Genomic DNA, 26,589 nt, shown 5'->3' with positions numbered 1-26,589 from the left:
GTTTTGACTGCGTGTGTCGATCCCAGGAAGCGACTCGACCGCCGATGGTGGTAGATGCTGCTCCAGTTGAGAGGAAACACAGTCACTCGAGACTTCCAACAGTACTGCAATCCGTTTCCTAGTCCCTCCGAACTAACGAGACAGATGCTCTTGGGAACGATGGACTTGGCTTCGTGGTGGGTGAGGTGCTCTCGTCGACGACGAGAGCAATCTTCTGGTTGGAGTCTTTGCTGAGCAGTTCTTTTTTCGATGGGCATCTTCGTGTGTCGACGGATCCATCCCCGTCATCTCCGGTGAGACACCCCCGAGCGTTTGGGGAAGTTCCGTCAGGATGAGTGGAACTAGATTGCTGCTGTGCTGAGAGTTTCCCTTGGCAGTCTCGAGGGTTTCCTTGGTGTATCGAGTGTGGCTGTGTGTCGATCCTCCCCTTTCGTGGAGTGGTCAGCCGAGGTGTGCTTTGGGGGCGCTCTTGGTGGGAGAGTTGGGTAACCGATGTGTGTCTCTGTCTGGTTCAGTATTCACTCGTGGGTGTTCATCACTCTCAACAGTTCTAGATGAGCATCGTCGTTGGGTGGCTTTCGCTTCTTGATAGTCGTGGGGAAACCGTCCCCGCTTGCTGCTCTCTGTTATAAGTGCTCGAACCTGTGTTGGGTGGGCGATTCAGTTGTCTCTTCCGAGCAGCCGATGGTGACAACGTCCTCCAAGCGTTGTGGACCGGTAGGTGTTCTTTGGGGAAGCGGTTCCCCGTTGTGGTCGGTGTATTTGCCACTTATTGGATATGTTTTACTGCTTTGCTGGCGGGTGATCGGCCGCTGGCCGATGTTCATTGATACGACCCTTGGATGATCGTTGTTATTGTTATTATCAGTCGCAATTAAGCCCGATAACCGATCGCAGTATGGCGATTATTGTTTGTATGGGTGTATTCTAGTTAGGGGGTTCTAACAAGGGGATAACAGGGTGCTAGTCGGGCAGTGTTCAAAACGAGAGACGAAATCGTCCGTCGAGAAGAATGAACAACAAGTGACGGCTGTATCTCCTCCCTACTCGCTCCCGCCAGTCGCTCGTTGAGGAAGAGGCCTCAATTCAGGTAACTTGGGGAAGTGGCAGGCAGGACGGAGAGGGGGTTGTGGCCCCACTCTCGGGTGGTCAGGACCGTCTGCGGCAGGAGTGTACGGTGGGGTAATTCCTTTGTAGGGAGAAAAAACGCCGTACGTCCGGCGGTTTTCGCCGGGCCGGGGGAATGGCTGACAATTACTGAAGGCATCATTTCAGTCATCTTGTACATTAAGGTGTGAGAGACAGATTCTCCACCTATGGGGTCGATCTTGGCAGCAGCCCTCACCGACTATGAGGTAATGACGACTGAAGGAACGCAGCTCGGGACAGTGGAGAATATCACGATGGATCCCAAGACGGGAGATCTGCACGCTCTCCGCTTGGGGTCACACGACGGTGGAGCTAGTGGCTACCACAAGATTGACGACGGCCAACTCATCGTCCCGGCCGATCGGATCGAAGCGAAAGAGGACTACCTGCTCGTCCGACCCCCGAAGTAGCAAAATCACTCTATCGGTTCGGGACCCGACTTTGACTGCCTCGAACACGCCAGAACAGTAGCCACGCCGGGCAACCCGTGTACGAGTGGAACCGTTCTCGGAAACGACTCAAACGGCGACAACACCGACTGAACGAGTGGCTAAGTGTCGGCTTCACCCTCGGGGGCAAGTCCCGAGGCACTCGCCTTGTTCATCTATAGACCAATGACATACTGGGGGACCCGACTGACTGCGTAGGCGTTCCTAGACTACGGCAAGTCATTCTGCGCGTTCACCAAGTTCCTATCACCGTTCTCGACTGCTGTCCACCACGTCTTCAGTACAGCAATTGTAACGAGTTTCGGTGGTTGTTCAATCCCGATGCAGGATTGCGTATGTGCGTCGAGATTGCGTGGCGGATGAAAATGGTGTACTGGCTTATTGGTGGTTTCATTCGCCGCCTCGCGCCCGAACCTGAATTCCAGTCCGTCCTCCCGATAGTGGTATTTGTAGTCTCCATTCTCCCACCACTGAATATCGAAATACCCACCCTGCTTGTGGATTCCTGGAGTGACAGTGACCCGTGCCGCTCTGAGATCTTTTCCTTCCCGCTGTGTGTACGGGTGGCCTTTCTGATACCGGAATCGGACGTTGACAACTCCGGTGCCGAGTTGGTGGCGCATCTGCTCTACGCTCTCATCAATCGCTTCCGAATCGATTGGAGAGCCGTTCCCCATCCCCATTACTGGAGTGGGGCCTGATTATCCGTCTGTCTGTCTCCCGATTCAGTTACCGTGGATGCCTGCTTTTTTGCCTCGTTGAGGCGGTATGCCGCTCTGAGGTGGCTGAGTTCTCGTTCTGCTGTCCGCCAGTGAGAGACGTCGTCGAGTTCATCTTGGCTGAGTTCCGTGTCTGAAATCAGAAGTTCCTCTGGATCGGGTGCGTCATATTTGGCTTTGTACGCTGCGAGTTCCTGTTTGACTCGCTGGATTTGATCGACAAGCGTGTTGCTACCGGCGAGTTGCCTGATCTGTTTGAGAAGGTGCCACTCTGGGTCTCGGTCATACAGCTTTCCAGAGTCTGTCTGATGACTTCGAACGAGACCTTCTTCAGCAAGTTTGTTGAGCGTGGTTCTGGCTTTTGTTTCTGAGACGAGAGCTGTATCTGCGATGTCGCCCGCCGATTTCGGAATCGTCGTTCTGTTTATCACCGTGCGAATTCGCTCGTCCGCAGTGGTCTCTTGTTTCCACTCTGCGGCTGCGAAGTCATCGATGTCCGCAAAGTCATCGTCATCAACAGTGAACGGGTCAATATCAGCCACGGTTACCGGTTCCTCCGGTAGTTCCTCTTCGGTGGGGAACTCGTCGGGCCCGTCAGGAGATGGTGGCTCGTCGGTCATACACTACGCTATGTCTCAGGCACACATATATTTTACTGGCTCGCATATCTGTGTTTTGGGTTATGATATTGATGGGCATAATGGTGCGGGAGTCAGCCGGCTACCGTCTGGTGTTTGTATCGTACTATATCGGTTCGCTTCCCGACCTACTCACAGACTCCGTTCCTTGAGGTCGGGCGCTCCACTTTGAATTCGCTGAAGTCGGTAAATCTGGATGGTGTGGTTGTCGCCGACGCCTCGATCATTCGTTTCGGAATTTGTCAGCGAGATCTCGCATAATGATTCCCATTCGTTTGTAGTTGTAAATGCCCTCCTCGGAATCGATTTCGTGGAGGAACTCATCGTTGATCGGATCGTAGCCCCCAGCGAGATAGTACTTCCCGGCTTTTGTGATCGTATACGTGCCACGGCGTGGACGTTCGACTAACCCGTGCTCTGCCATTTCAGTCAGTCGCTGAGAGATATACGCCGCGCCGACGTAGACGTGATCGTGAGCAGCGATATCTGCTGGCGCACTTGGCCCTTTCTCATAGAGGTGCTCTAAGATGAGCCCATCCCATTTCGACATCCACTGAGCGATGATTCGCATTGGCTATTCCTTTCTTGGGATGCGATGGAAATAAGTTCTGCTTGTTTTGGCTAATCTATTAGCTCACTCAACAGAATAAATGGACCAGTAAAACTAAATAATGGTGGAGTAATAGTCGAGTGTCGATGAGAGACACACACCGACCAATACCGGGCGACAGTGCCAGCGCTTCGGCCAGGACTCGCTACTGGAACGCGACTAAGTCCACAGACGAAGCGTCTGACAGCTCCCAACACGGCCTGAGAGTACGTTCTAGCCACCGCAAGCGAGGGCTCGATGATCGAACGTAGTGATGCTGACCGACTCGGTACGGTTCCAACGACCACCGCACTCACAGATCGGTCGTGGGTTCGGTTGGTTCCCCCTGGCGTTGATGAGACGTCGCTTCGAGTCGCCGCACCAGTCGATGGGCTGCTTGTGCCGTTCGTGCGGTCGCTGTGTGACTTGACGACGATTGGGCAGGTGGAACTGCTGTCGTATCCAGGAGACACCCACCAGGAGCTGCTCATCCGAGCGATACCGGCAGCCGATAGCGACCCTGATGCGGTTGCGAGTACGGAGATCGCTGACACGATCTGTGCGGAGACACCGCCCGTATTCGGTGTCGAAACAGTATCCATCGAGACGGCATCGCTTGGTCACCAGCCAGTCCTCACGACGCGGATACTGGAGGAAAATACGGGGAGGCTCGATACGAATGGTCGATGAGAACGCTCCTGCCCCTGTGTGGGGACCGTATCTCGAAGCGCTCTCTGGCCAGGGTATCCCACATCTGGCACGGACACGGATCGCACCGCTGTCAGCCGGTGCGTATCGGGTGAGCCAACAGATCGGGCTGTACACACCCGAAACCGAGGTGCTGTATCCACGCGAGCAGCTTCGTGCGTGTTCGTGTGAGCTCCCGTTGCTGGCTGAGGCCTACGACTGGGCAGCGATCACATCAACGCGTCAGCTACTGACAACACATCCCTGGCGTGACCCACAGTCACCGACAGACGCGATTCGACCGCTGCCGCGGCGATATGAGTCACCAGCGGTTCATACGGCACGGACGATAGCGTGTGGGCCCGAAGAGTACGCCTGGTTGCTCGGGACGGCAGCTGAGCCGACAGCCCTCAGCAATCAGTATCGGACACTCGAATACGCACCGACACTGACGATATCTCGCAGGGACCTCCCACGAGTGTTGGGATACCCGGTTTCGTATCGATCAGGGCAGGCCATCTGGGCGAGACACCCCGGACGGGAGTGTCCCCACCTGTCACCGCAGACCCAGCACCGATCAGCAACTGGGACGACGACGAGGGAGACAGACAAATGAGTCACTCCACCGTCCTTGAGAACGTTCACCCACTGCTGGCACGTGCGGCCCAGGCACTGACAGCACACGGTGACAGACTCGAGCGTGTCGGCACCCATCGGGCTCGCCGAACGACACCGGAGGGCCACACAGAGCCAGTCGTCGTCTTCAGTGCTGATCGAGCAACGCCCACGGCGGTTATCGAGACGGTCCAACAGACGAGTGGCCGACTCACCATCATCACCGACAGCAGGAAGCTGGCTGTGCGAATGTGGGAGTGGCTTATGTCCCCCGTAAGTGAGACTGATGGGGTCTGGACACAACTGTATCCTGCCTCAACGTGGGTCACACGCGAGGGGGCCGTGGCCCTCTTTCCGGCACGTCTCGGAGCCGGGTCGTGGTGGACCTCACCGCAAGCACTGCCGGAGTATCGAGTCGATGGGAGGCCCATCATCCGCTGGCAGCCCGACCACGGCGTGGTTGCAGCCCGCTGTTTGTGGGGGTCCCCGGCTGCGGGCGCCTGGCAGCTTTCCGGCGGCAACCTCGATGCGCCAGTCCACCGAACTCGAGACGAGCTTGCCGGGGAATATCGGCCGATCCGGGGTCCGCTATGTGGCCCGCGTCGCTTCTATCACCCGCAGGTAGCGATGCTGGTCGCTCGCGGCGATCATCTCGAGTACGTCTGTGGGAGTGCCTCGAGTAGTACCGCACTGGCACGCACTCCCGACACAGCTGGGGAGACCCCCGCCGACCAGCAGCCCGACACTGCAGTGCCGACAAACAGCACCGACCGACTGCAGTATTTCCTCCGGCATTACACTACTGAGTCAACGGCGACCGTCAGCGGCTACCCACATCCACCACGAATCTCGCTTGAGACGGCCACAGCGGTGTATCACTCCTGGCTTCAGTCCCTTCCCGGCGGGACGATCCTCTCTCGGAACGTCTTAGAGCAGAAGCTCCGCCGCCTCGGTGGCTCGGAGATGCTGTCCACACTTTCGCGGTACTGGCGGTGGCCAACGGTTCCATCGCGTCCGTTCGAGGCCGACGCGACGAGTGCAGTTGCATCGCTTGCAGACCACCTCGCAGTAACAACAGCCAATGAATAAGCAGTTTCTCACACGAACGACCAACACACAGACCACCAGACAGCTTCATACTGGGCCGAAACGCCGGACGCCACATCCACGGCTCAACGGTGTTTCAATCGAGCTAAAAGAAGACGCCAGTGTCGATGAACTGCCCACAAACGAACATTGGTTACGGGATATCACGACCAAGACACTCTCGAAGCAAAATCAAATCGGGCGGATCGAGGTGTTGACGTGGAACGAGATGGATCAACACACCGTTCTCGTTCCCTATCAAGGGCGGTTATCTCCTGATAGCGACACCGACGGTGACGAGGTGACTGAAACACTCGAGGCATTCGACATCGAGGGGGCCGCAGCGGACGCACGAGTGAAATCCCTCGAGGATAGTCCGCTCCGAACGAGTCTCAAGAACGTGACGACTGACGTGCTTCCCTCGGTGTTTCGAGTGGCCGATGCCGCAGTCAATCTCAGCCCGCTTCACGGGGAAGTGAACACGGCGTGTCGGTTAGCTGTTCGTGAAAGCTCGGATATGGCTCCGCTTCGGTACGGCACAGATACGCTCAAACCCACACAGCAACTGCTGTGTGATCTCACGAACAATCACATCCCGTATCTCCTCGCATCGATCGTCTCTCGTGGGGAGAAAAAAGGCCAGTTCTATCTCACACAGCGACTCGTCGTGTTCACACCCAAGTTCGGCCCGGCGACGCGACACGATCTCGAAACGGCGATTGCCAACGGTGAGCGGGTCGATCTGGCGCACTATTACGACACGACCGGCCGACGCTTCACCTCGAATTACGGCGTGGCCACCCACCCCCAACTTCCAGTCTCACGGAGTCGAACGGGTGAGTACAGACTGAATCCGGTCACGACCCGTGACGAACAGACAGTTCGGCAGTTCACCGAACTCATCGCTGGTCATAACGAATACGACGATCTCTTTCACGCCTATCACGACACGAACCCGAATCTACGGAATCTCTTCTACACCCAGCCATTCTATTCGATGATCACCGTCAACGAGTCGGATCTCGCCGGCTTCCTCGGCCTGTATCCGGCTCGGTGTAGAGTCTCGCCCTTCGAGTTCTGTACGTTCGCAAACGAGCCCACACTCATCGAAAATGAACCGATCGGTGAGGAACTGCTCGCCGAACTCGAGTCCGATGCACCGGCGGCCACTCAGGGAGGGCCAGATCACAAACGGCTCGTCAACCAACAAATCAAACGACTCGAAGCAGCCGGCTATCAGATCATCGCTACCGATCGGGATGATACCGGCTCTGCACCCGACATCATCGCTGAAAAAGATGGACAACTCACGTATTTCGAGATCGAGGTCAACGGGAAAACAAAGCCGGCGAAAGTCCTCACGAATGCGGCGCGTGCGATGTATAATGACGAACGAGTCGTCTACATCTGTGATAGTCAGGATACAGCCGAACGGATTGCCGTGATCCTCCGTGATGCCGTGAAGGAACGGACTCCAGACGGCGCGTATCTATACCGGCAGGACAAGGTTATCCTGCCGGATGGCAGCACGCCGATGCGACCGAAAGATTCGGAACTCGAATGGGAGCTCACGTGGCAAGGGATACTGCGCTGTCTCGTCGACGGCGAAGAGATCGCACGTGGACACGCCAGTGAGTCAGTAACCACCTTCGAGTATGACACCGACTGTGTCGACTCTCCGAGCCGTGACGAGCGACCGGCGATCACCCAACCGTTTGTGCCACCAGATCTGTGTGTCTTTGGTGAGGCGTCCATCCGATATGAGCCGTACACGAACGAGCCGCCAGTCGAATTCACGAAAGAGGAGTATCCGAACGGATGGAACACCCCTGATTCGGTTGGCGTGACCCAACGGTACAACGGCGCAATGGCTGCCTTCGCAGAGCAAAAGCTCGTTTCGCCCACGACGGAGGAACTTCGTGGTGGTCGTGAGGGTGCCGACTACGCCGAATTCGAGATTCCGAAAGAAGAGCTCGTATCTGTGTTCAAATCGGTCTACTACAGGCCCCAGACTAATCGGAAAGAGCCCAATTACGATTTCACCTGTCAGGCGGCAACGAATGCGCTTGCTGGGGAGAATACGTTCAGCGGCCGGAAGAATAACACGGTGAAATTCCTCGCAGATTGGGCCTTCCGGTGGCCACGCGGCATCTGGTCGCCTGATCTGCGGTTCATCGATGAGGACGGCACGAACGACGATAACGAGTGATTCAGCCGTAGTAGTCAATAACGCGGAGACAATATTTTGAACGCGCTCTACGAGAGCCGACCTGATGAAGTCCTTAGATTGGTTCGCTTCAAAAGTAGATGACTCCGATTTGGAGGTGCAGCGTCTTGCTGATGAGCTTGCAGCAGAGTGGGATGAGTGGCCGAGTCCGAACACATACCAGATTGGAGGAATATTCGAATACGTATACGAGAACATCACGTATTCACCCGACCCAGGAGGTGAATTATACGTCTCTGATCCCGCTGAACTACTGGAGACCGAGAAAGGTGACTGCGATTGCCAGGCAGTTCTACTGGCATCACTATACAGCGCATTGGATGTACCGGTGCGACTGACGTACTGTCGAAATCGGGAGAGAGAAGAGCATATGTTTGCGGAAACGTGGTGTGGCCACTCTTCTCAGTGGGAAAAGACGGCTGAAACCCTTACAGACTGGTATCATAGTAAGGTAGATCGCTTCGTCTGGGTGACCCAGATTCTACGACGAGGAGACGAGATCGCTTGGGTACCTGCAGACACAACAACTGGCCAGCACCTGGGCGATCCAAGCGGGTTAATCGAGGCTGGATTTATTGACGAGACGCCGTCTGGATTCGATTTTTACGATGCGCACACAATCCGGGTGAACTGACTACCCAGACCCAATGATCAAGCTATGTCGACGACTTCATTCACGTAGTTCCACTCCCACGCACTCCCACCATTCAGATAGGCATACCCTTGATCGCGGTGAGATCTTATGTCACCAATGTAGACGCTCATTTCAGGATCTGCAACGAACCAAAAATCACCATCATCTTCCCAGCTGATGTTCTCTATTGCCCAGTTTATGACGTACGAATCGTCATACACATCCCGCAATTGGTTCGCGACCTGATTTGGATCCGATGTTTCAAACGCAATTTCGAGCAGTGCGTGAGAAACGTCTCCATCAGAGATAGAGACCAGCCGCTCTTTGACTGATGACAGGTGATCGAGAAAGATCGGTGAACTACCCTCCCCTACTCGCTCACGGCTGACGCCGTTCGCTCCTTGAGGGTAGGGCTTCCTGCTTCCACGACGCGCTTTGCAGACACCGAATCGGTGTCCGTAGGGAGCGCAGTCTCCACAGGCGTTGATTCGGAGCGTCCCACTCCTACATCTTGAAGACCGCGAGAACGGATGTTCCACGCCGCGTTCGCGTCCCTGTCCGCCTCAAACCCGCAGGCGGGACAGGAGTGTTCACGGACCCACAACGGCTTGTCGGTCGAAACGCCGCACGACGCGCACTCCTTGGTCGTCCCTCTCGGTTTCACGGCAACGAAGTGCGTTCCTTCACGCTCGCACTTGTATTCGAGCAATGAGAGGAACGTGCGCCACGCGGCAGACGCCGTATTGCGGCTGTTCGACGGACATTCCATCATCCCCTTCACGTTCAGGTCTTCGACCGCAACGAGGTCGTACTCCCGAGCGTAGTACGCCGAGAGCTTGTGCAAGAAGTCGCGGCGCTTCCGTCGGAGGTCGGCGTGACACTCTGCGACTCGACGCCGCTGCTTCTCGTAGTTTTTCGACCCGTGCTGTTTGCGCGAGAGCTTCCGTTGCTCGCGCTCTAAGCGTTCGCGTTCGTCTGAGAGGTCAAGCGACCCGACCGCCGTGCCGTCGGTGTCGTGGGCGTACGTGAGAATCCCCACGTCAATGCCGACGCACCGCTCGGGATTCTCAGGCGGTTCGGGCGGTTCAGGGTCCATTTGGACGCCGAACGTGGCGAACCACTCGCCCGTCGGTTCCTTCTTGACCGTGACCTGTTTGAGGTTCGCGTCGTCGGGGATGTTGCGGTGAAGCCGAATCGGTATGTCCGCGAGTTTCGAGAGGGACAGCACAGCCTGACCGCCCTTCTTGTCGAGCTTGAAGCCAGACTGACTGTACGTGAAACTGCGGAACTCGCGTGGCGGTTTCCACTTGAGTTGCCCGACGCCGTAGCCGTTCTCCTTGAGCGCGGAGAGTCCTTTGAGGTTGTCGAACAATCGTTCGACGACGGTTTGGAGAACCTTCGAGTACACGTCGGAGAGGCCATCCCACCACTGCTTGAGGTCGGGGAGTTCCGACCGAAGCGCGGTCATGGACGGGAGTTCGCCGTGTTCGTCTTGGTACTCGTTGAGGCAGTAGAGCGTGTGGTTGTAAAGTTGCCGACAAATATCGCGGTGGCGGTCCAACTCCTTGCGGTGGGCGTCGGACGGCTTGAGACGATATTTGTAGGCGTAGTACATCAGCTCTCCCGCTGGTCTTCGACGTACTGTTTCAGCACATCCAGCGACACCTGCCCCGTCGAGATGAGGCAGTACGAGTCGTTCCAGAACGAGTCGCCCCACAGTTCGGTTTTCAGTTCATCCTCGTACTCGTTACGGATACGGCGGGCGGTCGCGCCCTTGACCGTGTTGATGAACTTCACGAGGTCTGTGGTTGGTTTCGCTCGGAACAGGATGTGAACGTGGTCGTCCTCTCCGTCGAGGTTCGTCAGTTCGACGCCGTACTTATCCGTGAACCCGCTGATAACCCCACGAATGAATTGGGTTCGCTCCTCGGTTAGTACTCCGCGCCGATACTTCGTGGTGAGTATCAGGTGGTAGTGCAGGGAGTACGTCGAATGCGCTCCCGAATCGAGGTCGTATTCCATTGGGTTCGTACTGTTATACGGGACCCCAATGAAAAAATGTTGCGACTACGTGGGCCTGTGGGCCTGCAACCGTATCGCTGTATGAACAGATGATGACGGCGCTGTATCCCCACCCTACTCCGCTCCCTTCGGTCGCTCCGTTGAGGGTGGGGGCTTAGCGCCTATATCCAGCTAAGGCGATCGTCTGCTCTTCGCAGTTCCCACCGATTTCTATAGTTTCAGGAACTGAACGGAGATCGCGATCATCTCGCCACTCAAAGTCGACATAGTAGTAAAAGTAATTATGGAGAAGAGCCGCCTTTCTCACTTCATCTCCGGCAACTTCGACATCGTACTGATCAAATACTTCTGAAACAGAGCCTGAGGTGACTGCGTTTCGCTGGATTTGCTCTTGAATATCATCCAGATAGCTCATTTCGGTCAGCTTGCTAATGTGTCTACTTGGTGTTTTTCGATCAAGGTCGAATCTGGGTAGATTTGGTCCAGGTTCACGGAGAGAGTCCGACAAGCACAACAAATGAATCCGGGCAATGATTATATTAGATTATGCCGATGTACCGGGATTCCGAGAAAGAGATGGGTCGTGACGTCGAAGAAAACAGCGAGCACTACGAGGCGCGCGCTGACGACGACGAAGAGTAAGTTAGCCGGTTTTCGGCGCGGCTTTGAACTCACCACCATCGAAGAATTCGCGCCACATTCCGTACAGTTCATTTCGCCGATAGAGCGTATCAAGGGGAATCATAGAACTCGTACTACGGTATTCATTCCACGATATCGAAGCCGAATCAGCCGTGAGAGCGAGCTTGCGAACGTACTGAACAAGACTAATGTACTTGGCAGCAAGTCGAAAGATTATGGTCTCCAAAGATACCCGTATTACCCTCCTGTTTGTTGTTCTGGGGACGGCTCTCTGGCTCATCTCGGGACAATTCACCAACACCGCGTGGATACGGTGGGCGATACTCATTGGTGTCGGCGTCATCATCCCCACGATACTTACTGAAAGAGCCAATTCATAATTGAACTGCACTGAGCGATTCTGGGAGCCGAAATACAGGTGTGCCAACCGTTCTATGACTCCCTGTCCATCCAGCGGAATGAATGGTAACGAAAGCTCGATAATCGAGGCGCTCGAAATGAGCACTACATCCAAGGGACAGAGATTTCCAAGCTATGACTCTTGGTCGAGACTAGAAGAACGAGGGCGACGGCGACACCATTCGTTCTGGGGACGGTGCTCCGAATGATTTTAGTCGGCGCGACGGCCCCGCTTATCTATGACTGACGTCCGGTCGGCAACCGCCGACCTACTGGAGGACCGTCCAGATCTCGAGGACGACCTCCGTGCCCTCCTCGACGTCGACGATGACGGTCCCTGGGAGTTCGACGACATCCCGTTGGACTCCGGGGAGTTCGGTGAACTCGTCGCGGCTGATATCGTCGAAAAAGCCGACGGACAGTATCGGCTGCGCAATCGGGCGGCGGTCCGTGCTGTCCTCGACGGTGACGAAGACGAAATCGTCGAAAACGACACCGACGAGGCATCGAGCGTTTCGATTGACCTCTCCAGATCCAGAACGCGCCTCGCGAACGCGGATCGGGTTCTGCTCGGCGCGCTCGTGGGCACGCTCGCATTTGTCGTCGTGATGCGGATAGCGTTCTCGTGGAATGCTGTGTTCCGCGGAGAACATATCGTTCTCCTCGGAAACGACCCGTACTTCTACCGGTTTTGGCTCGATCAACTGGTACAGCTGGATCCATCACTGGAGTCCATACCGGGTTCAGTAACTGGTCAAGGGGACGAAGCGCTGATGATCGTTACACTCTGGAAGGTAGCGACGCTTTTCGGCGACGGAACAGCAGTCGTCGGACAGATCTTAGCCTGGTATCCCGTCGTCGCTGCGGTCCTCGTGGGCGCGCTCGTCTACAAAACGGCCGTCGTCGCGTTTGACGACCCGCGCGTCGGCCTCGCAAGCGTCGCGATCTACGCCGTCACGCCGATCGTCGCCTACCGATCGGCACTGGGATACAGCGACCACCACGCCTTCGATTACCTGCTGCTCGCGGTGACGGTCCTTGGAGTCGTCTGTCTCGCCCGTGACAGAAGTGACTGGCGGACCGTCACGCCACGGCGGCTGAGCGGTGCTGCTGCATTGAGTCTCGGAATCGCCGGACAGGTACACGCCTGGCGCGGCGGGCCACTGCTGGTACTTCCACTTGCGTTCTACATCACGGCTCGGGTCGCAACCGACGTCAGGGCGGGGCGATCACCCCTAGAGGCGAACGCGTGGTTCCTCGGGAGTCTCGGAGTGTCGGCAGTGCTTTCAGCCGTTCCGTACACGCTCTATGATTGGTCAGGATTCGCCCGAAGCATTATTCCGGCGCTTCTGTGTGGTGGCGCCCTGACGGTCGTCGGGATCGGGGTGCTGGCGCGTCGGCGGGATATCGACGCGCGCCGGGTCCTCGCTGCCGAAATCGGCGGGGGGTTGCTCATCGCAGCCGTCGTCTGGTTCGGATTGCCGGGACTGCGGGAGACTGTTCGCAACGGTGTGGCGTTCTTCGTTCGGTTCAGTCAGACGGGGGTCATCGAGGCGTACTCTCTGTTCAGCCCGGAATACGGCGTCATCACGACACCGCTGTTCTATCTGGGATTCACCTTCGTCCTTGGGATGGCAGGGCTCGCCGGAGTGACCTACTCCATCGGGTACGAGGACCGGCCAGCCTGGCTCGCACTCGTCGCGTATGGGTGGACGTTCTTCGCTGCGTCGGTGGTTCAGCTTCGGTTCGCCGGGCAGTTCGGAATTGTACTAGCCATATTCGGCGGCCTCGGATTCGTGTACCTGCTGGCGGCAGTCGATCTGCTTTCGGCGCCGCAACTAACGGGCTCGGCAGAAGAGACGGGACGGGCCCAGTTCAGAGGCGAGACAATTGCGGTGCCATCGCTATCGCTCCCGGAGCGCCGAGCAGTAGTCACGATCGTCGCGCTGTTTCTTCTAGTGGGCGGGTTCGGTGGCCTCCAGACGGCTAGCGGGACACAGGACCTCGTTACTGAGGACGCCACGTTCGAGGCGTCGATCGGGATCGACGAGCACGCGGCGGCGACGAACACGACGTGGCCTGAGAACTACGTCTTCAGCGAGTGGGGATCCAACAGGGTGTATAACTACCACGTCAGCGGGCACTCCCGATCATATGGGTATGCCGAGCAGAATTATGAGGCGTTCCGCAGGTCTACTGAATCTGAGCAGTGGTACGAAGAACTCTCTGCGAAGCCGACCGGGTACGTAGTCGTCGGACCGACGGAAAGCGAGACGGACGTCCCGTCCGAAGTGATGCAATCGCGCCTCTGGGCAAACTGGGGGAGCGCCACGGCGGACGTCTCCGGCGTGTCACACTATCGGGCCATATACGCGAACGAGGAGCGGAAAGTGTACGAACTCGTGCCTGGGGCTACGGTCGTCGGGCACGGAACACCCGGGGAAACACAAACCGTTCGTACGACGTTCGACGTCGGCGAGGAGAGCCACACTTACGAGCGCCGCGTTACCGCCACCGCAAACGGGTGGTATGCGGTGCAGGTTCCGTACAACGGGACGTACACGCTCGGCAGTGGACAGACGGACGTGTCCGAGGACGCTGTCCAAAGTGGTTCCTTCGCCTCTCCGGTCGGAGAGCGTGCACACTGGCCGTTGAACGCCAGTTCTGGGGACGTAGCATTCGATGTTCGCGGTGGACACCACGGCCGGATTCAGGGTGCGACTTGGACGGATTCGGGCCTCTCGTTCGACGGTGATGATTCAGTTCGCTTCGCAGGCGAGCAATCGTTCACACCAGCGGGGGACTTCACACTCAGTGTGACATTCCGGACTCAGGAGGGCGTCGACTACGTAGACGATGTCCAGTATCCGCGAATTGCGGGGACTGCACCATCCTCCCCATTTAGGAATACCAGCGGCTTCCAAGTGGCGCTGAGCCAAGGGCACCTCGTCGGAATCGTCGGCAACGGTGAGCGGGTCGGGCGAGTAACCGGTCCGCGCGTGGATGACGGGGCCTGGCACACCGCGAAACTCGTCCGCGAAGGCACGGCAGTGCGGCTCTACCTCGACGGACGCCTTGTCGGAGAGGATCAATACGACGGGTCGGTACCACGTCAGAGCTCGTTCGCCATCGGTTCGCTCCCAGGTGGCGGTGGGTTTACTGGTGAAATCCGTAACGCCACGGCAGTACCGAGCGCGTAGTAGCGGCTAGAACACGATTAGAAGTCCACCGAGGATGGCGAGCGCTCCAAGGCCGAGACAGACGAGCCAAAAGGAGACGCGACGGACGACACGCATCAGCACATCGATAGTTAGGTATCCGACAACTGCTGCAGTCCCGAGTGCGAGCAGCGCTGTGTCAGCTGAGACTCCTACGAGACCGGTATCGGGGGCCGCCAAGAGTCCCCCACCGAGAGCGGCTGGAATCGAAAGCAGAAACGAGAGCTGAAACGATGTTTGGCCATCGTGACTGCGAAACAGCAGCACGCTGGTCGTGACGCCCGACCGAGAAACACCTGGGAGAATCGCAAGCCCCTGCAAACTACCAACAAGAAGGGCATCTAAGAAATCGGGCGTGTCCTTGTCACCAAGGGCTGCTGCCGAAGATACGCGCTGGAGAATGCCCGTAAACACGAGAAAAACGCCGATGACCACGATAAACACGCCACCGGTAAAGGCCGTAACGAGCCGTTCGAGCGCCGCGTACGCGGCAAGACCTGTGACTCCGGAGGCAATCGTCGCTACGCCGAGAAACGCAGCGGTGGGCGACGACGAGAAGGGACGACGAAGCTCCAAAGATGGAACCGTTTCGAGAACGCCACGCAGTTCGTTTCGATAGTAGACCGTCGCCGAAACAGCCGTTCCGAGATGCAGAAAGAGCGCATAGCTGACGGCTGCTGTCGGATTCTGACCGAGCGCAGTGAGAACGACGGTGATATTTCCCTCACTCGAGATGGGGAGCCACTCGAAGATCCCCTGGAGGGCCCCGATCACGACTGCGAGGAGCTACGACTGGACCATACGAAGACCGGACGGTCCAGTTAAAAGAGGGTTCGTTTTTCGGCGAGCAGTCGAAGACAGACGCACTGTTGGGTCCCGTCAAGGGAGGAAAGCAGTCACTCCAGTTCGTTGGAGTCCGCAGATCGGTCGGTGTTCTCAGAGTTGTCGTCAGTCGAGTCGTGGTCTGCTGTGTTTTCTGGCGGAGCTGGCGGCTCGAAGACCCGCCGGAGCCATTCGACGGTCTGCGTTTCACTGAGTGTTTTCCAGTCCCGTTCGTCCCGAGTTGCGACCGCCCCGGAGAGTATCACGACGAGTCCGATTATGAGCCCCGTCGTCGCGCCCGTCGTCAGTAGCGTTCCAATCGCGACTGTCGCCCCGAGTGCCGTCAATACGAAGCCGAGCACACGAAGCGGGGTCGCCCGTACCGCCGTCCCCGCCGCGGTAGCGAGCGAACCGATCCGTGAGGAATCGAGTGCACGGTTCAACTCGGAGATGATTCGATCAAGTACACTGAGAAACGGACTCACCGTCCACGTCTCGCGCAGGTCGATCACGATCACCTCTGGATCCGGTTCCGCCGTAAGCCACTGATAGAGGAACGAAGTACGGACGTAGCGTCTGATCTGAGCCGTCCCCGATTGCACGGCGCCGACGACACGGGACCCGGAGACTGCCCGCGTGGCCGCCTGCCGTATCGCTTCACCGGCCGATCGCGGATCCGAGGGTTCCGTCACCGTTACTCACCGACGTTGATCACTGTCGCCTCGACGGTCACCGTCCCGAGATCGAGCGTCACTCGTGATCCGACACGGATGGGTTCGGCCTTGAATTGGGTGCCTGAACTCGTCTCGCGAACGAGTAAGTCAGCCGTGAGTGTCACCTCACGATCGGTCGGATGATCAGCAACATTAAGGGATCCGTCTTCACCAGTCGCGATGATGAGTGACGGCTCCGTTTCCACTTCGGTGACGCGAGCGACGGTTCGGTCGCCCACGCGTTCGGTCATTCCAGGCAGGATACTGTCGGCGATATCTGCATTCACCTCGTTCATACGGAGTGTCACGGTTCGCCTCGTAGGCTCGCCGAGTTGCAGATCGCCGCCGATCCGTTCGATGGTTCCCCGAATTGTATACTCCGCGGTCGGAAGGACGATCTGCTGTCCACGGTTCACCGGCACCCCACCAAAGCGCCAATCATCCTGTTGACGGTGTGTCGTCAGATTCGCCGCGACGAAGACCCGCCGCTGGGTTGGATCGTTCGTCGCGTACGCGGCCACATCCTCGATAGTCGCGACGGTCCGACCACCAACACGAATCTCGTCACCCGATGTCACGGCATCAGCCTCGTCAGCGTTCATTGTTTGGCGGAGGATAACCGTCGTAGACTCCGTCGCGAGCGTATCGCTCTCGCCGACGGCACGAATCTGCCCATCAACCTCGTAGAGATCCGTCGAGATACCGAGTGTACGTCCCAGTCGCGGCGGCGCATTCGCGTACGTGAGGCTTTCGTCTGTCACCTCGCCCGTCAACTCGACACGGAGGAGCACTCGGACATTGTCGTGTTGGGGGGTGAGATGAACATCCGTGATCCTAAGCTGTGAGGAGTCATCAGGGTTGTACGTGTCACCCTCGTTGATCGCAGATACAATGTAGTCTGGCTGCGTGCCGAGATCCAGTGTCGCGTACGTCGTCGCTGTCTCGGGTTCCGGCGCTGGATCATCCGCGAAGACGAACATAACACCGGCCGTAATCACCGCGACAACCAGGAGCACGACGAGCGCATCGACGACGTTGACCACCCCAAAGAGGTTCCCATCGTCGTCGATCAACTCCATCTGTGACCTCCAGAGCGTGGCATTAGTATCGGCCAATCAATCAGAGAGTAAAACGATACCGTTTCACAGCGTGTGTGCGCCCACCATATGGAGTCGATCCGCGCCACAGCCGACAGTAGACGAACGGACGCTGTCACTCGACGGTGACACTCTTTGCAAGGTTTCGCGGTTTATCGATCGGTCTGCCCTTCTCATTTGCGACGTGATACGCAAACAGCTGGAGCGCGACATTCGCAACGACCGGCTCCAACGGCCCGCACGACGGAATCTCGAAGGTGCTGGCGACGTCGGTCGTCACCGGATCGCTCGTCACTCCGATCACGGGAGCCCCGCGAGATTCAACTTCCTTGACGTTATGAATGGTCTTTTCGGCCGCGGCCTCTTCGGTAAGGATCGCGATCACGGGCGTATCCGGGGTAACTAATGCGAGCGGGCCGTGTTTCAGTTCACCGGCGGCGAATCCCTCCGCGTGGTCGTAGGAAATCTCCTTGAGTTTGAGTGCACTCTCGAGAGCGACCGGATACCCGGCCTGCCGCCCAATATAAAAGAACGCCTCGCTGTCGGTATACGTCTCGGCGGCACGTTTGATCGTAGCTTCTCGGTCGAGGACCTGCTGGACCGCACCCGGAAGGTCTCGGAGGCTTTCGAGGAGTTCAGTTGCGGCCTCCGACGTGAGAGTATCGCGGACCTGGCCTAGGTGAACCGTGAGGAGCGCGGCAGTCGCAACCTGGGAGACGAACGTCTTGGTCGCCGCGACGCCGATCTCCGGGCCGGCCCGAATGAAGACGGTGTCGTCGGCATCACGCGTGACGGTACTCCCCAGCGTATTCGTCAGCGCGAGCGTGCGTGCGCCGGCACGGGAGGCGTCCCGGAGCGCAGAGAGCGTATCGGCCGTCTCGCCGCTTTGGGTGATCGCAACTACGAGCGTCCGCCACGGATCGCGGTCCTCGGTAAACGCGTATTCGCTCGCCAAGTGAACAGTCACCCGGACGTCCGCGTGGGGTTCGAGGAGCCCCTTTGCGTACAATCCAGCGTGATAGGAGGTGCCGCAGGCGACGATCTGTATCTCGTCGACCGACCGGAGATATTCTTCGGGCAGCGCCACGTCGAGATCGACACTGGTCGCAAACTCGTCAATCCGACCCGAGATCGCCTGCCGAAGCGCACGCGGTTGTTCGTGGATTTCTTTGAGCATATAGTGCTCGTAGCCGCTCTTGCCCGCCGCCTCGGCGTCCCACTCCAGCGTTTCCGTTTCACGTTCGATCCGCTCGCCGTCGTTGTAGATCGCGACCTCGTCCGGGGTAATCCGGGCGATATCGCCTGATTCGAGGTACGTCACGCGGTTCGTGTGCTCGATGAACGCGGTGGCGTCGCTGCCGACGTATGTCGCGTCGTCGCCGTGGCCGAGTAGGAGCGGACTGTCCCGGCGTGCGACAACGATCCCCTCGTGACCGGCCGCCGTCACGGCGATCGCGTAACTGCCCTCGAGTTGGTGGGTCGTCCGCTGGACCGCGCTCAAAAGGGAGACTCCATCCTCAAGCTGGGTCTCGATGAAGTGGGGAATCACCTCGGTGTCGGTCTCGCTCTCGAAGACGTGCGTGTCGCTGAGTTCCGCTTTCAGCGCCTCGTAGTTCTCGATGATACCATTATGCACGACCGCGACCTCTCCAGTGCAGTCAGTATGCGGGTGAGCGTTCGTTTCGGTTGGCTCGCCGTGGGTACTCCAGCGTGTGTGACCGATCCCAGCCGTTGCGCCGTCCGCGCGTGGTGCCGTGAGCTCATCCACCTGGCCTTCAGTCTTGGCAAGGGTGATCGTGTCGTCGACAAGAGCGATTCCCGCTGAGTCGTATCCCCGATATTCGAGGTTTTTGAGTCCCTGATGGACGATGCGTCCTGTCTCTTCTGGGCCGATGTAGCCGATGATCCCACACATAGGTGCTTACCCCCGCTGGACGTGACTGTCGTCGTCGACCTGCCTCGAAACGTAGGTCCCGCTCCCGAGTGTGACGTCGTTCCCGACGATCGTACCGGGCGTAATCGTGACGTTGCCGCCGCCAGCCACATTGTCACCGAGCAACGCCCCGAGAGTGACGTCCTGATGGAGGGTCTCTTCGAGGATGACATCGGCTCGCCCGCCCTCAATCGTGGTATTCGGGCCGAGTGTCGTATTCGCGCCGACGATACAGTCTGTCACTACTGCTCCACGTTTGAGTGTCACATCAGATAAAAGAATCGCATTTTCAACGATCGTACCGGCGCCGACACTGACGTTGTCGCCGAGGCTGACGCCACCCAATACTGCGGCCTGTGGGTGAATCACGGTATCGTCACCGATTGCGGTCCCGTCGGCGACCACGGCCGACTCGTCGATGGCGGTGCTTCGCCCTGGCGCCTTTGGTGCTCGCTCGGTCCCAAGGAGCGTACTGTTAACCGTCAGAAGGTCCCACGGCTTCGAGATGTCCAACCACGTGCCCCGATAGCGAACCGCTTCGAGACGACGGTCGTCGATATAGGACGCTAATGCGTCGGTGAGCGCTTGTTCGCCGTGGGTGTCGATACGGCGGATCGCAGCGAATATCTCGGGCCCGAAAGCGTAGACGCCAGCGTTGATGTAGTTCGATTTTGTGCGGTCGGGGAGTGGCTGTTCGTCAAGGCCGATGACAGTTTTGCCGTCGAGTGCGACGACGCCGTACCGACTCGGCTCCTTGACGCGGGTAATCGCCATCACCGGCTCGGTTGTCTCTCGCTGCCGATCGATGACCGCCTCGATCAACTCCGCATCGATGATTCGGTCGCCGTTCAACGCGATGAAGGACTCACCAAGCAATGATTCCGCCTGCAGGAGGGCGTGGCCCGTGCCGAGTTGTGGCTCCTGGACGACATAGGAGATCTCGAGGTCGCGGTAGGTACCGCCAACGTGATTTTGGATGCGCTCGCGGTTTGCGCCGACAACGCAGAGGACCTCCGAAACCGCAGTCTGCGCGAGAGCGTCGAAGATGTGTTCGAGAATCGGGCGGTTCGCGACCGGAAGCATCGGCTTTGGACGGTTCTCTGTGAGCGGCCAGAGTCGCCGTCCTTTCCCCGCCGCGAGTACGACTGCTTTCATAATCCACTGGTTTTCGTCGCGAGATATAGGCCTTTGGCAGAAAGCGTAGGGTTCAGTTTAGGCACGGGGAGACGCGACGGTTCCAGCGATGAAACCGTCGGAAGTTCCCGGTCCTCAGTTTGAGTGTTTACTGTGAACCTCGTCGTTCCTGTCCATCGCTCCGTCGGTCCTTGTGTTACGTGTCTCTGTCGAGTGACTTCCTTTCTAATCCTACCCGGGGGTGATTTCTCAGCAATATGTGCTTTTGAATTGTATGCACATCCGATCGCCCAACAGTGTGCGGTCAAGTGTGTGCTGATTCGCAAAGACTACTGTAACGATCGTGTATCTGAACACCCCGAGAACTAACCGAAATGCGTCGGAGGCACCACACAAAGGGCTCAACCAGTAGGAAGCTTCTAGAAATCATAACACAGACCTTAAGATAGCCCGACTGACAATCACGCAGTAATGGAGACTGGTTGGCGGTATCGGTTCGCGAGTGTTCTCGGCGTCGCCGTACTCACGGCTGGCAGCGTCGTCGCCGTGAACAACGGGACTATCCAAGCCGCGGTGACGTCGCTGCCGGCCTTGTCGCGACTCCCGACTGATTTACCAACCGGAATCGAACTCTCACTTGAAGTGCTGTTAACTGCCGCCGTGGTGACGGGCGCGTTCCTCCCGCTGTATAAGCCGCGGCCGCGGCGGATCCTTGATATCATCGCGCTGGCCCAAAAGCGAGTAATAGTCGCTGTATTCGCGCTCGCGACGATCGGCTACTTCGATTACACCTACCGAGTGCCGCGGCTCACACTCTTGTTGTTGACGCCGATCCTGCTTGTCGTGCTGCCGCTGTGGTTCATCTGGCTCCGCCAGCCCGACACGCGAACGGAGCGGGCCGTCGTCGTCGGCGACGATCCCGCGATGATTGAGCGAATCGTCAAGGCGTACGACGGACCGATGCTGGGGTACGTTGCGCCCCCGACACCGTATCGGTCTGGTGACGATTCCGCTGATCAAGAGTCACAAAGTGTCACCGACGGCGGACAAGCGTCCTTCGAGCACGGGTACGTAGGTGGACTCTCCCGATTCGAGGATGTAATCCAAAAACACAGCATCGATTCGGCAATCCTCGCGTTTGAGGGAGCCAACCGAGCGGAATTCTTCGGTGCATTACACACCTGTTATGAACACGGAATCGAGGCCAAAACTCACGTCGACCACGTCGATAGCCTCCTCGTCAACCCAACGGGCGATGAAAGGCCGATTGTCGACATCGACCTCGAACCCTGGGACGTCCAAGATCGGATGCTCAAGCGACTGTTCGACGTCGTCTTTGCGGGGACCGCGTTACTCGTCTTGTCGCCGGTCATCCTGCTAATCGCGGCAGCGATCAAGATCGAAGGGCACGGCCCTGTGTTCTTCACCCAGGAGCGAACGTACAAATTCGGAGATACGTTCACCGTCTACAAATTCCGGACGTTGAAGCCGGTCGACGAGGACGTCGATCTCGATATCGACGGCGACAGACGGACCGCCCTGGGTGATTTTCTCCGCGTAACGCACCTAGACGAGATACCACAACTGTGGCCCATCTTGACGGGGGAAATGAGCGTCGTCGGTCCTCGCCCGGCGATAACCGAACTCGAATCAGACTACGAGAGCCAGTTGACCGATTGGCGGCAGAGATGGTTCGTTAAACCCGGACTGACCGGACTCGCGCAGATACACGACGCGACGGGCAAAGAGCCCGAACGAAAACTCCGGTACGACATAAAGTACATCCGAAACCAGTCGTTTACGTACGATATCCAGATCGTCTTGCGACAGATTTGGAAGGTACTCGAAGACGTAGGAAGTATACTCCACTGACTATTAGTTCATTAGCGATCGGAGCCCCTCTTTTAGCGGTACTCTCGGCTCGAAACCGAGTTTATTCTGTATCTTTGTGAGGTCCGCTTCACTTTCCTCGATGTCCCCTTTCCGTTCCGCTATGTGAACGATATCTGGAGTTGAATCCGACAGATCCTGGATTATCTCGGCCAATTCCCGGATCGAAGTCGCTGAACCGGTACCAACGTTGTACGCGTATCCCGTTTCTTTCGTCTCGGCTGCGTACATATTCGCCCGTACGATATCGTCCACGTGAACGAAATCACGTGTCTGCTGGCCGTCTCCTTCGACAGTCAGATCTTCCCCAGCGTTGGCTTGCTCTCTGAAGACACTTATTACGCCGCTGTAGTCACCTACCGATTGACGCGGCCCATAGACGTTGAAATAGCGGAGGGCAACCGTTTCGATATCATATAGCTCGTTATACAACTGTGTGTAGCGATCGACAGTGAGTTTCTCCAACCCGTACGGTGAGTTGGGTTCCGTCCGATGACTCTCATCGATTGGAGTATATTCTGGATCACCGTAGATGGCGCAGCTTGAAGCCACGATGACACGGAAATCCCGCTTCCGAGCCAATTCCAAAACGTCTATCGTCGGTTCAATATTACTCGAGAAGCTCTCGGTAGGGTCGTTTATCGAGCGTTCGACACTGACCTGTGCGGCCTGATGAAACACAACATCGATGTCTCGAGTGGCCCGAGACAGATCGTCCGTACTGCGAACGTCTCCGACGATGAGCTCTGCATCTGCAGGCAGATTTTCCCGTGATCCGGTCGAAAGGTTATCGAGAACCCGGACCTCGTTGTCATCAACGAGGTGCTCAACGAGGTGCGACCCGATAAATCCGGCTCCACCTGTAACGAGAACGGTTTGATCCGTTGGGCCCAATTCGGTCATCGCTGTCCTCCCGCGGGTGCGTATCTGAGAGCGTGCGATTGCAGCTCCGTATCGACGTTTCCAAGCGTCACTACAGTCGCGGACGCATCTGACGGCATCGCGTTCTTCGCGTCGTAGACAAAGCTCGCCAGCTCGCCGAGCCGCTCTAGGTCGAACGCATCGTGATTTACAAGGAGGACAACCGCGTCGGCCGCTTCTATCTCCCCGGCGCTCACAGTGTCAACAATCGGGATCCGAGCTTCTTCGGGATCGACGTGTGGATCGACGAGGGTCACGTTGGTGTGTCGTCGGAGGCCGTTGAACACCTCGATCGCCGGCGAGTGTCTTGGGTCGCCGACGTTCGATTTGTACGCCGCGCCGAACGCTAGCACCGAGGCGTCATCAGGAGAAATGCCACGGGCTTCGAGCGCGGTGGTCACGCCGTCGACGACTCGACCGGGCATCTCCTCGTTTACCTCGTGGGCGTGCTCGATAAACGGGAGCTCGGTCCCAAGTTCGTCGGCCTGCCAAGTGAGAAACTGCGGGTCGATCGGAATACAGTGACCGCCGACGCCCGGTCCGGGCTCGAACGCCTGAAACCCGAACGGTTTGGTACCGGCAGCCTCAATCGCTTCCCACACATCGGCGTCAAGCCGCTCGGCGAGCGCGACGAGTTGATTCACGAGCGCGATATTCACCATCCGGTAGGTGTTTTCCAGGGTCTTCGAGAGCGCTGCTGTCTCGGTCGCATCTACCGAAACGGTCTCGGTGATAGTTCCGAAGAGCATCTTTGTGGCGTCCCGCGCAGTTGGGTTGTCAGCACCCACTACGAGTGGGATCTCTCCGATCTCGTGGTCTCCGCCGGGATTGAGCCTCTCAGGAACCATCGCGAACAGAGTCGACCCGGCGGATCGATCGGCGGTGACAATCGGGGCGACCACTTCGTTTGTCGCACCGGGGTAAACAGTGCTAGAGACCACGATGAGCGTCTCGCGCTTGCCCGCCTGCTTGGCGATCGTTTTCGCGGCAGCCCGGACTGCGCCCATCGCCGGTTCCCCGTCCGAGATACTAGTCGGAACCGCGATGATGTACGCGTCGCAGTCGGCAACGATATCCGAGGTTGACGCCAGGGTGAACCCGTCGTTGAGCCCTGCCGCCAGATCGGTATCGCTCACGTCGTCGACGTAGCTATCTCCGGCTTGCAGGCGCTCGACGCGCTTCTCATCGATATCGAACCCGTGGACGTCGAACCCGGCATCCACGAAGGCGAGGCTCAACGGCAGGCCGACGTATCCGAGCCCGATCACGCCGATCTCGGCCTCGCGGTCAGCGAGGCGTTCCTTGATGCCCTGCATCAGGCGATCACCTCGTCGGTCCGTTCATCGATCACGTCACGCAGGATCCAGTCGAGGTCGGCCGTTGGTGCGCGACCGAGCGCATCGTGGAGTTTCGAGACATCGGGTTCGCGCTCGTCGGGCTCCTCGAAGTCCTCGTCATACGCCTCCGCGAACGGGACGTGAGTGATCTCCGAGTCGGAGCCGGTGAGCTCAATGACGCGCTTCGCGAGATCGTTGATCGACGTCGGATCCGGCGCACCGACGTTGAACACCTCACCGTGCCCATCGGGGGTCGTCAGGAGGTCGTGGGTGATCGAGACAGCGTCTTCGACGTGGGTGAAGCTGCGAGTCTGCGTGCCGTCGCCGTAGACCGTAAGGTCGTCGCCGGCGAGTGCCTGCTCGACGAACGTGGGAATCACCATTCCGTACTGACCCGTCTGTCGTGGGCCCACGATGTTGAAGTAGCGGCCGATGACGACTGGAAGGTCGCGTTCGGCGTGGAACCCCAGCGCTAGGAACTCATCAGCGGCCTTGGCGGTGGCGTATCCCCACCTCTGCGAGGTGGTCGAACCGTACACGCGGTCGTCTCCCTCCGCGAACGGGACGGGCTCTGACTTACCGTACACTTCAGAGGAGGATGCAACGAACGTCGGCGTGGAATCGCTCGCAGCGGCCGCCTCAAGGACGTTCTTCGTCCCTTCGAGGTTTGTCTGCATCGAATCCAAGGGATTCTCGACAATCGTCTTCACGCCGACAGCGGCCGCAAGGTGGTAGACGGCATCTGCCCCAGAGACTAACTTGGCGACGAGAGATTCATCGCGCACGTCACCGTCGATAGTTTCGAGGCGATCGGTGTCAAGATGTGCGAGGTTCGACGCACTCCCCGTCGAAAAGTCGTCAAGGACGACAACCCGATAGTCGGTCTCGGCGAGGAGGTGATCAACGAGATGCGAGCCGATGAATCCCGCCCCCCCAGTAACCAGGATTGACATCAATTAGAGTAGTATCCGTGGTAGGAACACGTTAACTTTGTGTATCAGTTCGTGGTGGTCGTTATTTGAATGATTTTTGTGGTAGGATCTGTCTCGGACACCATCCATTTGATCTTTCGTGCTCCAAGAGATAGGCCGTCGGGGTGAGTGTCAACGACGCTCGAAAGATTGTGCCCCGCTGGCGGAACAGTGTCATTGGACCGCAAAGCAATCGATCTGGAACTCACAACGCAACGAAGCGAACCCGGAAGTGACGGTCGGTCGTGCTGACGGGTGGTATAGATGAGGGAGAGACAGATCGACGTCGATATCCAGTTCACAGGCAAACTTTTCGGGTGTCTCGCGCCACTCCCGTATTTCGCATTCATATCGGCAATTCCGGTTGCGATCTCTACGGGCGTCCGTTCCGCAAGGAGTGATCGTGAGTGCTCGATGACGATAGCTATCTCCACCCGGCGGTACAGGGTCGTCTGTCTCTCTTGGGATGTCGTCATCTCGCCGGCATCAATAAAGCGTCCGGAGATGTTTTCGCGCCGCCATCGACGACACATAGGAGCAATCAGCGATGTGCGTAGCTGATCCGGTATCGTAGATTTGTCGGACGATCTCTCACACTCGTTCGAACGGCGTCGTCTTCCCGATCCACTCTTCCGTGACGACAGCATTTACGTCACGGCGTTCGCCGTCGCCATTTAGCAATGTCTGTTCTAACGGG

22 protein-coding genes are annotated in these 26,589 nt (G+C 57.9%); 8 read left to right on the top strand and 14 right to left on the bottom strand.

Annotated elements, in window-relative coordinates; all coding sequences use genetic code 11:
• Positions 1-1,316: 1,316 nt before the first annotated feature.
• Complete coding sequence (locus NO876_RS10525) at positions 1,317-1,559, top strand: PRC-barrel domain-containing protein (protein WP_256421629.1); 243 nt, start codon at positions 1,317-1,319, stop codon at positions 1,557-1,559.
• Positions 1,560-1,807: 248 nt separating this feature from the next.
• On the opposite strand, the gene NO876_RS10520 is transcribed toward NO876_RS10525, so the two are convergent.
• The 3 genes from NO876_RS10520 to NO876_RS10510 form a co-directional block, all read right to left on the bottom strand.
• Positions 1,808-2,281 carry a toxin-antitoxin system TumE family protein gene (locus tag NO876_RS10520; protein WP_256421628.1) on the bottom strand — a complete coding sequence of 158 codons (474 nt, stop codon included), beginning with the start codon at positions 2,279-2,281 and terminating at the stop codon, positions 1,808-1,810.
• Positions 2,281-2,937, bottom strand: a complete 657-nt coding sequence (locus NO876_RS10515) for a winged helix-turn-helix domain-containing protein (protein WP_256421627.1) — start codon at positions 2,935-2,937, stop codon at positions 2,281-2,283. The genes NO876_RS10520 and NO876_RS10515 overlap by 1 nt, the downstream gene beginning before the upstream one ends.
• Before the next feature lie 241 nt (positions 2,938-3,178).
• The gene (locus tag NO876_RS10510; protein WP_256421626.1) at positions 3,179-3,526 is read right to left on the bottom strand and encodes a helix-turn-helix domain-containing protein; all 348 of its coding nucleotides are present in this window, start codon (positions 3,524-3,526) and stop codon (positions 3,179-3,181) included.
• 276 nt (positions 3,527-3,802) lie between these two features.
• Between NO876_RS10510 and NO876_RS10505 the strand changes: the two genes are divergently transcribed.
• The 4 genes from NO876_RS10505 to NO876_RS10490 all read left to right on the top strand — a co-directional run bounded on the left by NO876_RS10505 (position 3,803) and on the right by NO876_RS10490 (position 8,793).
• Complete coding sequence (locus NO876_RS10505) at positions 3,803-4,234, top strand: hypothetical protein (protein ID WP_256421625.1); 432 nt, start codon at positions 3,803-3,805, stop codon at positions 4,232-4,234.
• A gap of 1,482 nt (positions 4,235-5,716) precedes the next feature.
• Positions 5,717-5,935 carry a hypothetical protein gene (locus NO876_RS10500; protein WP_256421624.1) on the top strand — a complete coding sequence of 73 codons (219 nt, stop codon included), beginning with the start codon at positions 5,717-5,719 and terminating at the stop codon, positions 5,933-5,935.
• A complete protein-coding gene (locus NO876_RS10495; RefSeq protein WP_256421623.1) occupies positions 5,928-8,141 on the top strand; it encodes a hypothetical protein in 2,214 nt (737 codons plus the stop codon). Before NO876_RS10500 ends, NO876_RS10495 begins: the two co-directional genes overlap by 8 nt.
• A 64-nt stretch (positions 8,142-8,205) precedes the next feature.
• Complete coding sequence (locus NO876_RS10490) at positions 8,206-8,793, top strand: transglutaminase domain-containing protein (protein ID WP_256421622.1); 588 nt, start codon at positions 8,206-8,208, stop codon at positions 8,791-8,793.
• Positions 8,794-9,163: 370 nt separating this feature from the next.
• Here the strand turns inward: NO876_RS10490 and NO876_RS10485 are convergent, their stop codons facing one another.
• The 3 genes from NO876_RS10485 to NO876_RS10475 all read right to left on the bottom strand — a co-directional run bounded on the left by NO876_RS10485 (position 9,164) and on the right by NO876_RS10475 (position 11,230).
• Positions 9,164-10,408 carry an RNA-guided endonuclease InsQ/TnpB family protein gene (locus tag NO876_RS10485; RefSeq protein ID WP_256421621.1) on the bottom strand — a complete coding sequence of 415 codons (1,245 nt, stop codon included), beginning with the start codon at positions 10,406-10,408 and terminating at the stop codon, positions 9,164-9,166.
• Complete coding sequence (gene tnpA, locus NO876_RS10480) at positions 10,408-10,815, bottom strand: IS200/IS605-like element ISHko3 family transposase (RefSeq protein ID WP_256421620.1); 408 nt, start codon at positions 10,813-10,815, stop codon at positions 10,408-10,410. Before tnpA ends, NO876_RS10485 begins: the two co-directional genes overlap by 1 nt.
• 154 nt (positions 10,816-10,969) lie before the next feature.
• Positions 10,970-11,230, bottom strand: a complete 261-nt coding sequence (locus NO876_RS10475) for a hypothetical protein (protein ID WP_256421619.1) — start codon at positions 11,228-11,230, stop codon at positions 10,970-10,972.
• A 442-nt stretch (positions 11,231-11,672) separates the two neighbouring features.
• Between NO876_RS10475 and NO876_RS10470 the strand changes: the two genes are divergently transcribed.
• Positions 11,673-11,837: a DUF7987 family protein gene (locus NO876_RS10470; RefSeq protein ID WP_256421618.1), complete on the top strand. Its 165-nt coding sequence runs from the start codon at positions 11,673-11,675 to the stop codon at positions 11,835-11,837.
• Positions 11,838-12,095: 258 nt separating this feature from the next.
• A complete protein-coding gene (locus tag NO876_RS10465; protein ID WP_256421617.1) occupies positions 12,096-15,056 on the top strand; it encodes a LamG-like jellyroll fold domain-containing protein in 2,961 nt (986 codons plus the stop codon).
• Positions 15,057-15,062: 6 nt separating this feature from the next.
• Here NO876_RS10465 and NO876_RS10460 read toward each other — a convergent pair whose 3' ends face one another.
• From NO876_RS10460 to NO876_RS10440, 5 genes are all read right to left on the bottom strand, one after another.
• Positions 15,063-15,848: an undecaprenyl-diphosphate phosphatase gene (locus NO876_RS10460; RefSeq protein ID WP_256421616.1), complete on the bottom strand. Its 786-nt coding sequence runs from the start codon at positions 15,846-15,848 to the stop codon at positions 15,063-15,065.
• Between the two features lie 122 nt (positions 15,849-15,970).
• Positions 15,971-16,588 (bottom strand): hypothetical protein, encoded by a 618-nt coding sequence (locus tag NO876_RS10455; RefSeq protein ID WP_256421615.1) that lies wholly within the window; start codon positions 16,586-16,588, stop codon positions 15,971-15,973.
• Positions 16,589-16,590: 2 nt separating this feature from the next.
• Complete coding sequence (locus tag NO876_RS10450) at positions 16,591-17,688, bottom strand: DUF4330 family protein (protein ID WP_256421614.1); 1,098 nt, start codon at positions 17,686-17,688, stop codon at positions 16,591-16,593.
• 133 nt (positions 17,689-17,821) lie between these two features.
• Positions 17,822-19,621, bottom strand: coding sequence for a glutamine--fructose-6-phosphate transaminase (isomerizing) (glmS, locus tag NO876_RS10445; protein ID WP_256421613.1), 1,800 nt, complete (start codon positions 19,619-19,621; stop codon positions 17,822-17,824).
• A 6-nt stretch (positions 19,622-19,627) separates the two neighbouring features.
• Positions 19,628-20,794 (bottom strand): sugar phosphate nucleotidyltransferase, encoded by a 1,167-nt coding sequence (locus tag NO876_RS10440; RefSeq protein WP_256421612.1) that lies wholly within the window; start codon positions 20,792-20,794, stop codon positions 19,628-19,630.
• A gap of 450 nt (positions 20,795-21,244) precedes the next feature.
• Here NO876_RS10440 and NO876_RS10435 point away from each other — a divergent pair, with 450 nt between their 5' ends.
• Positions 21,245-22,645: a sugar transferase gene (locus NO876_RS10435; protein WP_256421611.1), complete on the top strand. Its 1,401-nt coding sequence runs from the start codon at positions 21,245-21,247 to the stop codon at positions 22,643-22,645.
• A gap of 3 nt (positions 22,646-22,648) precedes the next feature.
• Here NO876_RS10435 and NO876_RS10430 read toward each other — a convergent pair whose 3' ends face one another.
• From NO876_RS10430 to NO876_RS10420, 3 genes are read right to left on the bottom strand one after another with little or no spacing between them, the layout of a single operon-like run.
• A complete protein-coding gene (locus NO876_RS10430) occupies positions 22,649-23,566 on the bottom strand; it encodes an NAD-dependent epimerase/dehydratase family protein (RefSeq protein WP_256421610.1) in 918 nt (305 codons plus the stop codon).
• Positions 23,563-24,900 carry a nucleotide sugar dehydrogenase gene (locus tag NO876_RS10425; RefSeq protein WP_256421609.1) on the bottom strand — a complete coding sequence of 446 codons (1,338 nt, stop codon included), beginning with the start codon at positions 24,898-24,900 and terminating at the stop codon, positions 23,563-23,565. Before NO876_RS10425 ends, NO876_RS10430 begins: the two co-directional genes overlap by 4 nt.
• A complete protein-coding gene (locus NO876_RS10420; RefSeq protein WP_256421608.1) occupies positions 24,900-25,874 on the bottom strand; it encodes an NAD-dependent epimerase/dehydratase family protein in 975 nt (324 codons plus the stop codon). Before NO876_RS10420 ends, NO876_RS10425 begins: the two co-directional genes overlap by 1 nt.
• Positions 25,875-26,589 lie beyond the last annotated feature (715 nt).

It is taken from the genome of Halobellus rarus (assembly GCF_024494595.1).
GTDB lineage: Archaea > Halobacteriota > Halobacteria > Halobacteriales > Haloferacaceae > Haloquadratum > Haloquadratum rarum.
Note: the sequence above shows the minus strand (reverse complement) of the source record. Positions and strands in the feature narration are given on the sequence as shown.

Coding starts and splice junctions, on each gene's coding strand:
- NO876_RS10525 (WP_256421629.1), top strand. CDS start 1,317: ATGGGGTCGATCTTGGCAGCAGCCCTCACCGACTATGAGGTAATGACG.
- NO876_RS10520 (WP_256421628.1), bottom strand. CDS start 2,281: ATGGGGATGGGGAACGGCTCTCCAATCGATTCGGAAGCGATTGATGAG.
- NO876_RS10515 (WP_256421627.1), bottom strand. CDS start 2,937: ATGACCGACGAGCCACCATCTCCTGACGGGCCCGACGAGTTCCCCACC.
- NO876_RS10510 (WP_256421626.1), bottom strand. CDS start 3,526: ATGCGAATCATCGCTCAGTGGATGTCGAAATGGGATGGGCTCATCTTA.
- NO876_RS10505 (WP_256421625.1), top strand. CDS start 3,803: ATGATCGAACGTAGTGATGCTGACCGACTCGGTACGGTTCCAACGACC.
- NO876_RS10495 (WP_256421623.1), top strand. CDS start 5,928: ATGAATAAGCAGTTTCTCACACGAACGACCAACACACAGACCACCAGA.
- NO876_RS10490 (WP_256421622.1), top strand. CDS start 8,206: ATGAAGTCCTTAGATTGGTTCGCTTCAAAAGTAGATGACTCCGATTTG.
- NO876_RS10485 (WP_256421621.1), bottom strand. CDS start 10,408: ATGTACTACGCCTACAAATATCGTCTCAAGCCGTCCGACGCCCACCGC.
- tnpA (WP_256421620.1), bottom strand. CDS start 10,815: ATGGAATACGACCTCGATTCGGGAGCGCATTCGACGTACTCCCTGCAC.
- NO876_RS10475 (WP_256421619.1), bottom strand. CDS start 11,230: ATGAGCTATCTGGATGATATTCAAGAGCAAATCCAGCGAAACGCAGTC.
- NO876_RS10470 (WP_256421618.1), top strand. CDS start 11,673: ATGGTCTCCAAAGATACCCGTATTACCCTCCTGTTTGTTGTTCTGGGG.
- NO876_RS10465 (WP_256421617.1), top strand. CDS start 12,096: ATGACTGACGTCCGGTCGGCAACCGCCGACCTACTGGAGGACCGTCCA.
- NO876_RS10450 (WP_256421614.1), bottom strand. CDS start 17,688: ATGGAGTTGATCGACGACGATGGGAACCTCTTTGGGGTGGTCAACGTC.
- glmS (WP_256421613.1), bottom strand. CDS start 19,621: ATGTGTGGGATCATCGGCTACATCGGCCCAGAAGAGACAGGACGCATC.
- NO876_RS10440 (WP_256421612.1), bottom strand. CDS start 20,794: ATGAAAGCAGTCGTACTCGCGGCGGGGAAAGGACGGCGACTCTGGCCG.
- NO876_RS10435 (WP_256421611.1), top strand. CDS start 21,245: ATGGAGACTGGTTGGCGGTATCGGTTCGCGAGTGTTCTCGGCGTCGCC.
- NO876_RS10430 (WP_256421610.1), bottom strand. CDS start 23,566: ATGACCGAATTGGGCCCAACGGATCAAACCGTTCTCGTTACAGGTGGA.
- NO876_RS10425 (WP_256421609.1), bottom strand. CDS start 24,900: ATGCAGGGCATCAAGGAACGCCTCGCTGACCGCGAGGCCGAGATCGGC.
- NO876_RS10420 (WP_256421608.1), bottom strand. CDS start 25,874: ATGTCAATCCTGGTTACTGGGGGGGCGGGATTCATCGGCTCGCATCTC.